13 protein-coding genes are annotated in these 14,537 nt (G+C 68.2%); 7 read left to right on the top strand and 6 right to left on the bottom strand.

What is annotated here, in order from left to right:
• Nucleotides 1-158 precede the first annotated feature (158 nt).
• The 3 genes from OG876_RS17350 to OG876_RS17340 are packed head-to-tail and all read left to right on the top strand — an operon-like array spanning nt 159 to nt 2,919.
• A complete protein-coding gene (locus OG876_RS17350) occupies nt 159-950 on the top strand; it encodes a CPBP family glutamic-type intramembrane protease (protein ID WP_328525909.1) in 792 nt (263 codons plus the stop codon).
• Nucleotides 947-1,690 carry a hypothetical protein gene (locus OG876_RS17345; protein WP_328525908.1) on the top strand — a complete coding sequence of 248 codons (744 nt, stop codon included), beginning with the start codon at nt 947-949 and terminating at the stop codon, nt 1,688-1,690. Before OG876_RS17350 ends, OG876_RS17345 begins: the two co-directional genes overlap by 4 nt.
• Nucleotides 1,691-1,707: 17 nt before the next feature.
• Nucleotides 1,708-2,919 (top strand): cytochrome P450, encoded by a 1,212-nt coding sequence (locus tag OG876_RS17340; protein ID WP_328525907.1) that lies wholly within the window; start codon nt 1,708-1,710, stop codon nt 2,917-2,919.
• 18 nt (nt 2,920-2,937) lie between these two features.
• Here the strand turns inward: OG876_RS17340 and OG876_RS17335 are convergent, their stop codons facing one another.
• Nucleotides 2,938-4,383, bottom strand: coding sequence for a hypothetical protein (locus tag OG876_RS17335; protein WP_328525906.1), 1,446 nt, complete (start codon nt 4,381-4,383; stop codon nt 2,938-2,940).
• 202 nt (nt 4,384-4,585) lie between these two features.
• Here OG876_RS17335 and OG876_RS17330 point away from each other — a divergent pair, with 202 nt between their 5' ends.
• Both OG876_RS17330 and OG876_RS17325 read left to right on the top strand, forming a co-directional pair.
• The gene (locus tag OG876_RS17330; RefSeq protein WP_328525905.1) at nt 4,586-5,380 is read left to right on the top strand and encodes a phosphotransferase enzyme family protein; all 795 of its coding nucleotides are present in this window, start codon (nt 4,586-4,588) and stop codon (nt 5,378-5,380) included.
• Nucleotides 5,381-5,444: 64 nt separating this feature from the next.
• Nucleotides 5,445-6,866, top strand: a complete 1,422-nt coding sequence (locus tag OG876_RS17325; protein WP_328525904.1) for a sensor histidine kinase — start codon at nt 5,445-5,447, stop codon at nt 6,864-6,866.
• On the opposite strand, the gene OG876_RS17320 is transcribed toward OG876_RS17325, so the two are convergent.
• Genes OG876_RS17320 through OG876_RS17300 form a run of 5 tightly spaced genes read right to left on the bottom strand, consistent with a single transcriptional unit; the run spans nt 6,867 to nt 12,067 of the window.
• On the bottom strand, nt 6,867-7,781 hold the full coding sequence (locus OG876_RS17320; protein ID WP_328525903.1) for a PmoA family protein: 915 nt from the start codon (nt 7,779-7,781) through the stop codon (nt 6,867-6,869).
• Nucleotides 7,778-8,884, bottom strand: coding sequence for a Gfo/Idh/MocA family protein (locus tag OG876_RS17315; protein WP_328525902.1), 1,107 nt, complete (start codon nt 8,882-8,884; stop codon nt 7,778-7,780). Before OG876_RS17315 ends, OG876_RS17320 begins: the two co-directional genes overlap by 4 nt.
• A 40-nt stretch (nt 8,885-8,924) precedes the next feature.
• Nucleotides 8,925-10,250, bottom strand: a complete 1,326-nt coding sequence (locus OG876_RS17310; protein WP_328525901.1) for an ABC transporter substrate-binding protein — start codon at nt 10,248-10,250, stop codon at nt 8,925-8,927.
• A 19-nt stretch (nt 10,251-10,269) separates the two neighbouring features.
• Nucleotides 10,270-11,154 carry a carbohydrate ABC transporter permease gene (locus OG876_RS17305; protein ID WP_328525900.1) on the bottom strand — a complete coding sequence of 295 codons (885 nt, stop codon included), beginning with the start codon at nt 11,152-11,154 and terminating at the stop codon, nt 10,270-10,272.
• Complete coding sequence (locus OG876_RS17300; protein WP_328525899.1) at nt 11,144-12,067, bottom strand: carbohydrate ABC transporter permease; 924 nt, start codon at nt 12,065-12,067, stop codon at nt 11,144-11,146. The genes OG876_RS17305 and OG876_RS17300 overlap by 11 nt, the downstream gene beginning before the upstream one ends.
• A 190-nt stretch (nt 12,068-12,257) precedes the next feature.
• Between OG876_RS17300 and OG876_RS17295 the strand changes: the two genes are divergently transcribed.
• Together OG876_RS17295 and OG876_RS17290 are read left to right on the top strand one after the other, a co-directional pair.
• Complete coding sequence (locus OG876_RS17295) at nt 12,258-14,009, top strand: hypothetical protein (protein ID WP_328525898.1); 1,752 nt, start codon at nt 12,258-12,260, stop codon at nt 14,007-14,009.
• 140 nt (nt 14,010-14,149) lie between these two features.
• Nucleotides 14,150-14,533: an ATP-binding cassette domain-containing protein gene (locus tag OG876_RS17290; protein ID WP_442914137.1), complete on the top strand. Its 384-nt coding sequence runs from the start codon at nt 14,150-14,152 to the stop codon at nt 14,531-14,533.
• Nucleotides 14,534-14,537: the final 4 nt, after the last annotated feature.

The following is a 14,537-nucleotide window of genomic DNA, read 5'->3' as shown; positions in this document are numbered from 1 at the left end:
TCTGCCGAACGCGCCTGCCGACGCGAGTCTCGAGGTAGACCCCTGGAGGCGCCGTGAAGACCCGAATCATCCAGAACCAGCCTGACGACGACGGCACACCGCCACCGGCCAGGCAGCCCGCACCCTCCGGCAATCACTCTTCCGCAAGGAGACCCGTCATGTCGTTCATCCGCAACCACCCTGTGATCAGCTTCTTCGTGCTGGCCTACGCACTCACCTGGGCAACACTGCCGTTCGGCACCTTCTTCGCCCCGGGTGCCCTGCTTGCCGCGCTCATCATCGTGTTCCTGAACGACGGTCTCGCCGGACTCCGAGCCCTCGGCGCCCGGGTGATCCGATGGCGGGTCCGCTGGATCTGGTACGTCGTCGCGGTCGCCGTACCGCTGCTCGTGCACTTCGTGACGATCGGGATCAACCAGGCGATGGGCGCACCGTCGCCCAACTCCGGGCAGTTCGCGCCGTGGTACGGCCTCGCGGTCGTCATCGGAATGAACATGGTCGACCCGATGGGTGGCCCGTTCAGCGAGGAGCCGAGTTTCCGCGGGTTCGCGCAGCCGAAGCTCCAGACGACCCGCACTCCGCTCGCCGCTACCGCACTCATGGCCGTGGCGATCGCCGGCTGGCATCTGCCGCTGTTCCTGATCTCGTCCTACGGCCTCCAGCCGTACGAGGCCGTGACCACGGTCGCCGTCACCTTCTGGTACGCGTGGCTGTTCAACCACGCCGCCGGCAGCGTGCTCATCACCCTCATCGCCCACGCCACCGAAGGCAGCATCAACACCAGCGACCTCTGGCAAGCCGGCCCTGACCTGACCCGCGAGACCTGGCTGTACGTCGTCGTCTGGTCCGCAGTCGCCGTCGCCTTGCTCATCGGCAGCCGCCGCTTCTGGACCCGTCCTGCCCCAGCCATCGCCACCACCCCCGCCACCGCACCGGAGCCTGTCTCATGACCACCACACCCCTTGCCCCCGCACCACCGGTACGTCGCTCCTGGAGCGGCTGGCGCACTCTGCTGGTCGTCGTGGGCGCCTTGTTCGCAATGGTCAGCGTCGTCCTGTTCGCCATCGGCGGCGTCGGCCTGTGGGCACAGCATCAGCGCGACGGCGACGGATACTTCACGGCGGGACCAGAGCGTCTCAGCACCAGCACCTACGCGCTGTCGGCTCCGTCGCTCGACATCGGCGGCGCCGGACCGGACGCGTTCTACACCGACGATTTCCTCGGTGACGTCCGGATCGACTTCGAGTCCAAGACGCCCGGCACGGCGGTGTTCGTCGGCGTCGGTCCGGCGGCCGACGTCGCGGCGTACCTGAACGGCGTCGGCCACGACGAGATCTCGGACTTCGACGTCGATCCCTTCAAGCTCTCCACCACGTCCCGGGCCGGAGGCGAACCTTCCGCCGCGCCCGCCGCCCAGACCTTCTGGGTCGCCTCCGCCACGGGCTCCGGACCCAGCACCCTGACCTGGCCCGCCACCGGCGGCGACTGGTCCGTGGTGATCATGAACGCCGACGGCTCGCAGAACGTCGCCGTCGACCTGGGCGTCGGCGGCACAGTGCCCGCCATCGAAGGCATCACGATCGGCGCACTCATCGGCGCCGTCCTGCTGCTGATCATCAGCGCCGCCCTGATCGTCCCAGCCTTCACCACCCGGCGCGACGCGCGACCTGGCGAGCGAAGGGTTACCTAAGAACTTAGGGTCGGGGTATGTCGGACGAGCCGGTGTTGCAGATTCCGTTTGATGATGCGTTTCGGTTTGATCCTTCGCCGACGTTCGCCGAGCTGCGGGAGACACGTCCCGTGGCTCGGGTGCGGACGTTGGCGGGGGCCGAGGTGTGGTTGGTGACACGGTACGACGACGTACGGCTGGTGCTCGCGGATCCGCGGTTCTCGCGGGCCGCCGTGGTCAAGCAGGGCGCGCCGCGGGTCGCGCTGGCCAAGCCGATGCCGAACAGCCTGACCACGACCGATCCGCCGGAGCACACCCGGTTGCGCAAACTGGTGTCGTCGACGTTCGCGCACCGGCGGATCGAGCGGACCCGGCCGTGGGTCGCGGAGCTGTCCGCCCAGCTGGCCGAGGACGTGGCCCGCGCGGGTGACGGCGCCGACATCCGGCAGTTGGTCGCCTTGCCGCTGCCGATCCAGGTGATCTGCCAGTTGCTCGGCGTACCGTACGAGGACCGCGCGCAGTTCCGCGAGTGGACCGAGCTCGGCTACAGCATGAAGATGGCCGAGAAGGATCTGGTCGAGGACGCGATGACCAGTCTGACCGCGTACATCGAGGACCTGGTCACGAAGAAGCTGGCGAACACCGACCAGCCGGCCGAGGACCTGCTGGATGAACTCGTCCGCGCCCGCGAGGAGGGCGACCGGCTCAGTCAGGAGGAGCTGATCGCCTTTGGCGTCAACCTGTTGGTCGCCGGCCACGAGACCTCGGCGAACCAGATCTCCAGCTGCGTCGCGACCCTGCTGCGTTGCCCGGAGAACTGGGCCAACCTCGTCGACAACCCCGAGCCGGTCCCGTCGGCGATCGAGGAGTTGCTGCGGTTCAACCGCTTCAGCGAGGTCGGTCAGCTCCGCGTCGCACTCGAGGACGTCGAGCTGCACGGCGTACAAATCAAGGCCGGCGAAGGCGTGATGGCCGCGCTCAACTCGGCCAACCGGGATCCGCGCGCGTACGACGCACCCGACGAGCTGCGGCTGGATCGGCCGGACAACAAGCACCTGTCGTTCGGCTTCGGACCGCACTTCTGCCTGGGTGCGCAACTGGCCCGGATCGAGCTGCAGGAGTCCTTGTTGGCCCTGCTACGACGCTTCCCGCGGATGAGCCTCGCGAAGCCGGCCGAGGATCTCGAATGGCGTCGCGTGCTCGTCAGCGGCCTCGCGGAACTGCCGGTGAACCTCGGCCTCGAAGGCTGAGATCCACCGGCGGTCCGGTCAGTTCTGTGAGCTGAACACCAGGCCGTGCTCGGCCTCGTACTGCTCGATGAAGCGCGCGGCCATCGGCTCGCTGGAGGCGATCGCGTCGGCCAGCTTCTTCGCGGTCCGCTCGTGGCCCTCCGGCCAGTCGGACAGCAGCGCCCACGCCCGCATCCGCTTCTTCTCCAGCGCGGTCGGCTCGACGGCCGGCTCCTCGATCTTCACCGACTCCATCACCGGCTTCTCGACCACCGACTCGTCCACGACCGACTTCGGTACCGCCGGCTCGGCCTTCGGCGTCTGGATGAGCGCCGGCGGCCGCGGGTCGGCCGGCTCGGCGAACGGCGACGGGCCCTGCGGCTTCTGCACCACCGGCTCGGCCTTCGGCTGCGGCGGCAGCGGCCGCAACTTGGCTGCCGAGGACTTCGCACCGTTGCTCTGGGCGCCGTTCGGCTGGACGACGTGCTGCGGCTCGCTCTCGTCCTCGACCACGACCGCCTCGGCGACCGGTTCGTCGCTGTCGGGCTGCTGGTCGACGATGGCCATCAGCTCGCCGGTCCAGGCGTCCTCGTCGCGGAGAGACATCCCGGCATTGTCCGCTCGCCTCGGCTGCCCACCCTCGAGCACCCAGACCGCCGCGCGCAGGTCGCCGCGCTCCTCGATCTCCGCGGGCTCCGGGGGCGGCGAGATCGCCTTGGTCAGCTTGTTGGTGATGACCTCGTAGTTGATCCGCTCCTCGAGCATCCCGGCCAGCCGGTCCGGGTCGTACGTCGTCTCGGCGATCTTCGCCAGCCGCTCGTCCTGGTGCTCGGACCGGATGTACTCGGCAACGGTTCCGGCGATCGCCTCGCGGCGGCTCCGGTTCCGGATCTGGTGCTGGGCCGCGCGGAGGCTCTCGTACAGGCCGTAGCCGTGCTCGATCGCCAGCGACCGGGCCAGCCAGGTGACCCGTGGCTCGCGGGCCCACTGGATCACGCCGTACACCGGGCCGGTCTCGCGCATCTGCCCCGCCCGGCGCAGCGCGTCGCGGCGGCGGGCCGAGCTGTGGATCAGCCACAGCACATAGGCGAACGCGGACAGGCCGCCGAAGCCGAAGGCCAGGAACCGCTCCTCCGGCCGCCAGTGGCCGACCACGTTGAAGACGACCGCGACCAGGGCCGCGAAGAACGACATCGCGCGGTAGGCGTAGGCCTGCTCACCCTTGCGCCGGCGCAGGTCGGCGAGCGCGGCGGTGGCGACACCACCGAGCTCGAGCACGGCCACCGCCGGGGTGACGAGGATGATCTTGAGGAACGTCGAGAAGCCGGTCTCCGGCCAGGGGATGTGGGTCACGCCGGCCCAGACCTGGCCGACAAGTGCGGCCGCGGCCGCAGTGGCGTAGAAGGCGTAGGCGACCTTGTCCGCACCGGTAAGCGGTACGTTCGCCAGTTCGCCAGTACTGGGATTGCTGGTGTTCTCCTGCAAGACGTGGTCTCCTGACCGGTTTGGGCTCTCCGGCAGTTTCGTCGGGAATGGTGGTACGGCGGCCCCCTCCCCCTGAAGGGCGCTGCACGAGGCTACCGGTTTCCGGCCCCGAAAGGGGAGGCGAATCCGGAAACGTCTCGAACCTCCCCACCCGGGCACCGTTTCACACCTGTCAATTCACACGACTCCTAGGGTCGGTGTCATGATCCCGACGATGCGATCGCTGCCCGACCCGCACGCCCTTGGCGCTCACCTGGCCGGCCGCTACGGCCTCGGCTTCACCGGGTGCACGCTGCTCCGATCGCTGGTGAACGAGGTCTACGAACTCACCACCGGCGACGCCCGCTACGTCCTCAAGCTGTACCGCCACGACGGCCACGATCCGGACGAAATCCGTTGGGAGGCAGGGCTTTGGGCGCATTTACAGGCGGCCGGATTACAAGTCCCGCCGGTCTTGTTGTCGGACGGAGTCCCCGTCGGACTGCTCGAGACACCTGAAGGACCCCGGCCGTTCATCCTGTCCGGTTTCGTCGAGGGCACCAAACCGCAGCCGCCTTTCGACGACGAGTTGTACGACGCATTCGGCCGGCAACTCGCCGCATTCCACGATGCCGCCGACAACTACCATTCGCCGTACGCGCGACGCCCGGCCGAGATCGCCGATCGGCTCGACGAACCAGTCGAACAGATCCTGGCCGTCGACCCCGCGGAGGAAAACCTGCTCCGCGACCTCGCGGCCGCAGTACGGAACCACCTCGCGGAGTACTCGAATACCGGCATCTGCCATGGCGACGTCACCGTGGACAACATCTTGTTGACGAAGCAGGGACTCCTCTTGCTCGACTTCGACCTCACCGCGGTCGGTCCGCGCGCGGCGGACTTCGCCGGCGTCGCGACCACGCCGTACTGGGATGCCTTCAAGACCGGGTACACCACCCGACGCCCGATCACCGACGAGCTCGCCGGTCTCCGGCGGGCGGCCGGCGAACTGCGCTGACTCTCACAGCGAGGTGCCAGGAAAACCGGAGGGAGTCGTAGGGCTGGGCGCACATGCTGGGGTCATGAGGTCCAGGCGGGGATTCGCGGTGCGCTCGTTGAGCGTGCGGGTCGCGGCGGCGATGGTGCTGCTGGTCGCGGTGGTGAGTGTCGTGATCAGCGTGCTGACGACGGCCGCGATCAGTTCGTACCTGACCAAGCAGCTGGACAGCAAGGTGGCGGCCTCTCAGGGGCGGACGATCATGGCGCTGACCAAGGGCGACGGCAGCCAGCCACCGCCGGCACCGCACGGGCAGGACGCGGGCACGGTGACCGCCTATCTCAGCTCGTCAGGTGCCATTGGCAACGTCATCACCGCGGACGGCGTACTCGCGACGCTCTCGGACCCGGCCGTCGCCGCACTCGACGAGGTGCCCGCCGACGACGGGAACCGCACCGTCGACCTGCCGGCACTCGGTCAGTACCGAGCACACGCGTCACAGATCGGCCCGGTCACGGTGGTCACCGCGCTGCCGACGAAGGACATCGCCGACACGATCAACAGCCTGATCGGCTGGGAGGTGCTCTTCGGCGGGGTGGGTGTGCTGACCGCGGGCGGTGTCGCGGTGTTCGTCGTACGACGTCAGTTGCGGCCACTGCGCCGCGTCGCACAGACCGCCCGCGAGGTGGCCGGTCTCCCCCTGGACACCGGTGAGATCGGGGTGACCGCGCGGGTGCCGGATCAGCTCACCGACGAACGGACCGAGGTCGGCCAGGTCGCGGTCGCACTCAACACCTTGCTCGGCCACATGGAGAGCGCCCTGGACGCCCGGCACCGCAGTGAGCTACAGGTTCGCCAGTTCGTCGCCGACGCATCCCACGAACTGCGCACGCCGCTCACCACCATCCACGGCTACGCACAACTGAGCCTGCGGCAACGGGACCACGAGTTGTTCAGCCATGCCATGGGCAAGGTGATGGTCGAGGCCACCCGAATGGCCGCCTTGGTCGAAGACCTGCTCCTACTGGCCCGCCTCGACGCCGGCCGACCACTCGACCTCAGGCCGGTCGATCTCACCCGGCTGGCGAGGGAGTCGGTCACCGACGCCCAGATCGTCAGCCCCGACCACCACTGGGCCTTGAGCCTGCCGCCTGAACCAGTGGTCGTCACGGGCGACGAGCAACGCCTGCACCAGGTCGTCACGAACCTGCTCAGCAACGCCCGCAGACACACGCCGGCCGGGACCACCGTGACCGTCGAGTTGATCGCGGACGACCGTCATACGGCCGTACTCACCATCCACGACAACGGCCCCGGCATCCCGGCCGACCTGCAACCGAATGTCTTCAAACGCTTCACCCGCGCGGATACCTCACGCACCCGCGACTCCGGCGGCTCGGGCCTCGGTCTGTCCCTCGCTCAATCCATCACCGAAGCCCACGGCGGCATCGTCACGGTCACGTCCCGCCCGGGCGACACGTGCTTCACACTCGCCCTACCCCGCTGACTATCCGGCCGCCAGGGCCTTCTGGGCTTGGGCGGCGAGGGTCTTGGCGCGTTGGTCGTCGGAGAGGCCGTCGGCGATCAGTACGGCGTACCTGAGGCGGAGGGTCTCGCCGGCGGTGAACGGGAGTTCTTCGGAGAAGAACGGGGCGGGGCAGACGGCGGCGAAGTCTTCGGAGCGGACGAACCACTCCGGTGGGTGGCGAACGTTGTCTCCTGCGTCGGCGACGATGATCGTGGAGGCGGTGTCGGTCTCGTCCTGCCGGGAGGTGAAGCCCATCCAAGGTGCGCGCTGACCGCGGAGCTCGTCGCGGCCCTTGCCCTGCGGGGCGAGGATGGTGCCGTTGGTGAACTCCCGCGGACCACGCCAGAACAGACCGCCGTACCCGGCGTTCGGCCGGCCGGCGGTGGTCGGGCTGCCGATCTGGACCGTCGCGCCCGAGACGTTCGTCATCGCGGTCTCGAACACGAGCACCCAGCCGTCATCCGCGAGCCGCGTGGTCACCGTGCGCGCCTCGTCGACGACGTGAACGCCGCCCTGTGTGTGCCAGGACAGGTGGTGGGCGAACCGGACCAGATCGTCCGACACGTCGAGGGCGTCGACCCGGTCATGATCCTGCGAGCCGTTGTTGTCCAGTGGCTTGTAGCCGTCCTCCTTCGTGAACGTCGGTCCGCCCCAGAAGTTGTCGTGCCCGAAGTGCGGCAACGACCAGGCCAGGCCCTTGTGCCACAAGTGGTCCCACGGCCGGTACACGCTGATCAGGTCGCCGGTCAGCGTCCGGATCGGGTGGAAGTACGGCCGCGGCGACTCGTACTGCGGATCGGTGGCCTTGTAGACATAGGTGAACAGCTCCGCGTCGCCCGCCGTCACCTGGATCGATCGGCCGACAGCATGATTGCAGCCGAGGTTCTGCGTCATGAATTCTCCCGTGTCGATTGAGTACTCCAGGGCGCCCCGATCTCGCTGAACAACGCCAGCTCGTCCGAGGCCCGGTCGATCCATCGCTCGACGTCGAGCACGACCGGATGCCGTTCGAGTCCTTCGCCCTCCCACCGGATCAGCTCGGCCGTGATCCCGGCCGGGTCCTTCGCCGTCCGCACCGCCTCGACGACCCGGGTGAACCCACCCGTCGCGGCCAGCGGGCAGTAGAGCGGTACGGCCGGATCCGCACGATGCGCGAGCAGGTTCTCCAGCGGATCTTCTCGTTCGTACGTCGTGGTCCCCGAGTCCGCCTCGAGCCTGTCCGACGCATACCGCAGTACGGCGCGGCCCTCGGAGCCCTCCACGATCACAGCCGGTTCGAGATGCTCCGTCGCGCACAACGTGACCGCGATCAGGATCGTCGTACCGCGAGCGGTCACGATCCGGACCGTGGACGTGTCGTCGGACTCGATCGGGTTCGCCCGGAAGAGCTCTGTCTCGACGGACCGTACGTCGTCCGTCCCGGTCGACCCGTCCAGGAGCAACGCGGCAGCGGTCGCGTGAGCCAGCGGGTTCGTCACCGCACCGTCGACGACTGCCACACCGTCGAGCGTCCGGCGACCGGCCCACCGTGCGCGCTGAAAGTACCGCGCCGTCCGCACCCACTTGCCCACGGCACTGATCCCGCGGAGCTCGCCGAGTCGGCCGTCGGCCACCAGCTTCGCCAACGTCAGCGTGGCCTGGGAGGCCTGTGCCTGGAAGCCGACCTGACAGGCCCGCCCGGTCTCCGCGACGATCGAGGTCAGCTGGTCGAACTCGGCCAGCGACGCGGTCGGTGGCTTCTCCAGCAGGACGTCGGCCCCGGCCCGCATCGCCAGCTCGGCCAGCGGTACGTGCGTCTGGATCGGCGTACTGATGATCACCACGTCGACCTCGGTCGCCGCGAGCAACTCCGCCAGGCTGCCGAAGGCCGGGACGGTCAGGTCCGCGGCCGGCCGCGGGTCGGCAACGGCGACGAGCTCGGCCCGGCCGGCCGCGGCCAGCCGGGCGACGTTGCGGACATGGGAGGCCCCGTGGCCGTGGACACCAGCCACGGCCACCCGAGGCCCCCTCATCGGCAATCAGTTGCCGATAGCAACACTATTTGAGCTCCCCGCTGATCTCGTCCAGCATGGCCTTCGCCGCCTTGTCGGGCGCCTGCCGGCCGAACAGCACCTCGGTGGTGTAGCGCTGGACGATCTTCTCCGCCTGGCCACCACCGACCGGCGGCGCCGGCGACGGCTCACCGAGCTCCTTGCCGATGTCCTGGATGAACTTCGCGGACGTGGCGTCGGCCGGCTGCAGCTTCGGCGTCACCGCGGCCTGGATCTCGGTGTTCGGCGGGACGCCCCGCTCGGCGAGCAGGATGTTGCCGGCCGCGGTGTTGTTGGACAGGTAGTTGACGAACTCGGCGGCCTCCTTCTGGTGCTTCGACCGCGACGAGATCGACCAGAACATCGAGCCCTTGTAGTAGGAGCCGTTGTCCTTCGCGGTGCCGTCGGCGCTCGGGATCCGGAGCAGCTTCAGCGGCTGCCCGGACGCCTTGGTGAAGGCGACCAGCTGGTTGCTCCAGGTGAAGCTCATACCCAGCTTGCCGGTTGCCATCATGGACTGGTCCAGCGGCGCGTTCAGGTCCTGCGAGATCGCCTCGGCCGACGGCACCGCCTTCGCGTCGCGCAGCTTCAGCACGTACTGGAAGAAGGCGGTCGCCTTTTCGGGCGAGACCCCGAGCTTGCCGTCCTTGGTCCACAGCGACTCGCCGTTCTGCCGGGCCCACAGGTTCAGCCCGGCCTCGTTCTGGCCGAGCGTGCCGGTCCCCCAAGCCTTGCCGTTCAGCTTCGCGCTGATCTCGGCGGCGATCCGGGAGTAGTCGTCCCAGGTCCACGTGGTGTCGTCCGGCATCGCGACGCCGGCGGCCTTGAACACGGCCGGGTTCGCGATCACGGCGAACGAGTTGATCCCGGCGTTCAGCCCGTACAGGCCGCCGTCGAACTCGCCGGCGCCCAGGGTGTCCGGCTCGAACTTGCCGGTGTCGAGACCGTCGGCCTTCTTCAGGTCGAGCAGCGCGCCGCGGTCGGCGTACTCGCGCAGGTACTTCTCGTCCATCTGGATGATGTCCGGGGCGTCGTTCGCCGCGACCGTGGTGGCGAGCTTGTCCCAGTAGCCGGACCACTCACCGAACTCGCCCTTGATCGTGACGTTCGGATGGTCCTTCTGGTACGCGTCGATGGCCTGCTGGGTCAGCTTGGTCCGGGTGTCGCTGCCCCACCAGCTGAAGCGGAGCGTCACCTTGCCGCCGTCGGCCGACGACGACGAGGGACCACCGGAGTCGCCGCCACAGGCGCTGGCGACCAGCAGACTGGCGGCGATAGCGGCTGCGGCGAGTGCCCGCAGGCGCCGGCCCGCGGGACGTGGGATGTGCCTCATGCTGTGCACCTTTCAGGGGTTACTTGATACCGGTGGTCGCGATGCCCTTGATCAGGAACCGCTGGCCGAGCAGGAATGCGAGGAAGACCGGGACGAGCGAGACGACCGACATCGCGAACATCGATCCCCACGACGAGCTGGAGGTCGAGTCGACGAATCCCCGCAGCGCGACCGGGACGGTGTACATGTGCGGGTCGGTCAGGTAGATCAGCTGGCTGAAGAAGTCGTTCCAGGTCCAGATGAACGTGAAGATCGCAGTGGTTGCCAGCGCGGGCACCATCAGCGGCAGGATGATCCGCAGGAAGATCCCGGCCTTGCCGCAGCCGTCGATCCGGGCCGCCTCGTCCAGCTGGCGCGGGATACCGCGGATGAACTGCACCATCAAGAAGACGAAGAACGCGTCGGTGGCCAGCAGCTTCGGCACGATCAGCGGCAGGAACGTGTTGATCCAGCCCGCCTGCGAGAACAGGATGTACTGCGGCACGATCACCACGTGGATCGGCAGCATGATGCTGAGCAGCATGATCGCGAACCAGAACTTCTTCCCGTTGAACTCCAGCCGGGCGAACGCGTACGCCGCCATCGAGCAGGAGACCAGGTTGCCCAGGATCGCGCCGAGCACCACCACCGCCGAATTCAGCAGGTAGCGGGTGAACGGCTCGGTCAGTGCGTGCCAGCCGGCCCGGTAGTTCTCGATCTGCAGGTCCTTCACCAGGATGCCCGGATCGCGGAAGATCTCGTTGCCCGGCCGCAGTGAGCTGACCACCATCCAGATCACCGGGTAGAGCATCACCAGGGCTGACCCGGCCAGCACCACGTGGATCAGCACCGGCCGGACCCGGGACCAGGTGATGGCGGCCGGCCGCCGCGCGGCCACCGTGGTTCGGAGCGTTTCAGTCGTCATAGAACACCCAGTACTTCGAGGCGAAGAAGTTCGCCGCGGTGAAGACTCCGATGATCACGAGCAGGAACCACGCCATCGCGGACGCGTAGCCCATGTCGAAATTGCCGAAGCCCCGGTCGTAGAGGTAGAGCGTGAAGAACATGGTCGAGTCCGACGGCCCGCCGCTGCCCCCGGAGACGACGAACGCCTGCGTGAACGACTGGAACGCGTGGATGATCTGCAGCACCAGGTTGAAGAAGATGATCGGCGTGAGCAGCGGCAGCGTGATGCTGAAGAACCGGCGCAGCACGCCGGCGCCGTCGACCGACGCGGCCTCGTAGTACATCGTCGGGATCTGCCGCAGGCCGGCCAGGAAGATCACCATCGGCGACCCGAACGTCCACACGTTCAGCACCACCAGCGTGCCCAGCGCCGTACTCGGATCGGAGATCCAGCCCTTGCCGTCGATGCCGACCAGGGCGAGCACCTGGTTGAGCAGACCTTCGGTGCCGAACACCTGGCGCCACAACACGGCGATCGCGACACTCGAGCCGAGCAGCGAGGGCAGGTAGAAGACCGAGCGGTAGAACGCCATGCCACGGACGCCGCGGTCCAGGACGACGGCCAGCAGCAGGGCGATCGCCAGCTGGAGCGGGACCGAGACGAACACGTAGGTGAAGGTCACCCGGAGCGAGTTGTGCAGCCGCTCGTCGGACAGCATCCGGGTGAAGTTCTCGAGCCCGATCCACTTCGGGGCCTGGATCAGGTTGTAGTCGGTGAACGACAGGTACAGCGAGGCCAGCATCGGCCCGATCGTGATCAGGAACAGCCCCAGCAGCCACGGCGTCAGGAACAGGTACGCAGCCAGGTTGTCCTTCTTGTGGCCCGCCGGTTTCTTCCCCCGGAGGCTGCCGAGCTCGCCCAGCGCACTCATGTTTCATGACCTCCGGAGGTTGGAAAGCGCTTGCCTTGGCCGGTCAAGTTAGTACGAGAAACCGGTTTATGCAAGGGCTCGGGCGGCCGTGAGCTGACCAGATACGGACTCGTTGCGAGCTGTTGACAGGACAAAGTCGCCCGGCGACAGTACTGAACATTTGGCAACCGCTTACCGAGTGGAGATCCCGATGCAGCGTCGTACCTTCCTGGCCGGCTCACTGACCACGCTGACGGTCGGCGCGCTGTATCCGGCCGCCCCCGCGCATGCTGAGGTAGCTGCTGTGGACGACGACTTCCTGACCGTGCTGACCAACGCCAACCAGACCCAGATCCCGCTGGTGCTGAGCTCGTACCAGAACGCCTCCGACAGCGTGCGCACCGTCGCCCGCAAGGCCCGGCGACTGATCTCCGGGTACGTCTGGGGCCGGTCGTCGTACCACCATGACGCGTCCCTGCTCGCGCCGCTGCGCCGGCTGGTCGAGCAGCTCGCCGCACGGCAGCACGAGGACGGGACGTACGACGTCGGCAACCTGCACTCGCCGCCGGACAGCGCGTTCGCGATCCAGGACGCCTGCACGCTCTACGCCCTGCTCGACGCCGACGGCCAGCCCGACACCGAGGCGCATCGCGCGATCCTCGCGAACGTGATCAAGAAGGCCGGACCGGCGCTCGCGGCCGGCGGAGTGCACACGCCGAACCATCGCTGGGAGGTGTCCGCCGCGCTGGCGCGCACCCACCACCTGTTCCCGGACCGCCGGTACGCCGCGCGGATCGACGACTGGCTCGACGAGGGCATCGACGCGACCCCGGACGGGATCTACAGCGAGCGGAGTTCGACCTACGCCGCGGAGGTGACGAACCCTTCGCTGCTGACGATCGCGTGGTTGCGCGGCAAGCCGGAGCTGCTCGAGGACGTACGGCGCAACCTGGACGCGACGCTGTCCTTCCTGGAACCGAACGGCGAGGTCGACACGGTGGCGTCCCGGCGGCAGGACCAGAAGGGGATCCGCGACGTCTGGTGGTACCTGACCCAGTTCCGCGAGCTCGCCCTGCACGGCAAGGACGGCCGCTTCACAACTGTTGCCAAGAGCATCGAACAGCGCGGGACCGGTGAGCTCGGCGACTTCCTCGCCGAGGTGCTCGAGCGACCCGAACTGGCCGCGGTACTCCCGGCCGCGCAACCGGTGCCGACGGATTTCGTCCAGCCCTTCCCCACGCAGGCGTCGGCCCGGATCCGGCGCGGTGCGCGGACGGCGACGGTCTTCGGCGGCACGGATTTCCACGACATCCCGGTGATCGCGTCCGGACTGTCCACCAACCCCACCTTCTTCAAGCTCCGGCAGGGTGCGGCGATCCTCGACTCGGTCCGGCTGTCCCCGCAGTTCTTCAGCACCGGCCACTTCCGCAGCGACGGGCTGCGGCGGACCGGACCGGGCACGTTCAAGCTCGCCGACGAGGTGAAGGTGCCGTATCACCTGCCGCTGCCCAAGCGGTACCGGCGGGCGGACGGGCGCTATGCGCTCACGCTGGAAGGCCGGTTCTACGCGTCGATGGACTTCCCGCACCGGCCGAAGCAGTACCGCTCGCTCCGGACCGAGATCACCGTGACCGAGGTCGGCAACGGGTTCGACCTGACCTTCGAGCTGGACGGTGACGAGACGGCGTACGCGATCGAGCTCTGCTTCCGTCCCGGCGGCACGCTCGCAGGCGTCGAGGCATTGGATGCCCCCGGCAACTACCAGCTGGTGTCCGGGACCGGGAGCTACACCGTCGGCACGGACCGGATCGAGTTCGGCCCGGGGAACGGCGCCACCCGGGTGACGATGGACCCGGGCGAACGGTTCACGTACCTGAACGGCAGCCTCACCCCCGACGGCCTCCGCGTCTATCTCACCGGCCGCACCCCGAACCGCCAGACCCTGACCCTGCGCACCTCGTAGGAAAGTCTTTGCGCGCAAGGGAGGTGTGCCTCTAGGCTGGTCCCCATGGGTTCCCTGTGATCTGCGAGGACGGACGGCGTTGAGCTTGGCTCCGCCGTGGCCGTGCACGTCTGTCATCTCCCGCGCAGAACCCAGGAGGTGTGCGCCGCATGCGCACTGCCCAGATCGCCGAGGCGCTGCTGTCACTCGGCCTGTTCAGTCCCGCCGATCTGCGGAAACGCGTCGAGGACCTGTCATACGGGCAGCGTCGCCGGGTCGAGCTGGCTCGGTTGGTCAGCGAGCCGGTCGATCTCCTGCTGCTGGACGAGCCCACCAACCACCTCTCCCCTCTCCTGGTGGAGCAGGTGGAGGAGGCACTCGCGAGCTATCAGGGTGCGCTGGTCATCGTCACCCACGACCGGCGCATGCGCGCACGGTTCACTGGCACCCACCTGTCGCTGCGCGACGGACGGGTGACTGCGTTGCAGGACCGGTTGGTGAGCCAGGGCGTCGAGGTCGGCCAGCCGGACGTCACCGGCTACTGACCCG

It is taken from the genome of Kribbella sp. NBC_00359 (assembly GCF_036097425.1).
Taxonomy (GTDB): domain Bacteria; phylum Actinomycetota; class Actinomycetes; order Propionibacteriales; family Kribbellaceae; genus Kribbella.
This window is presented reverse-complemented; position numbering and strand designations above follow the sequence as displayed.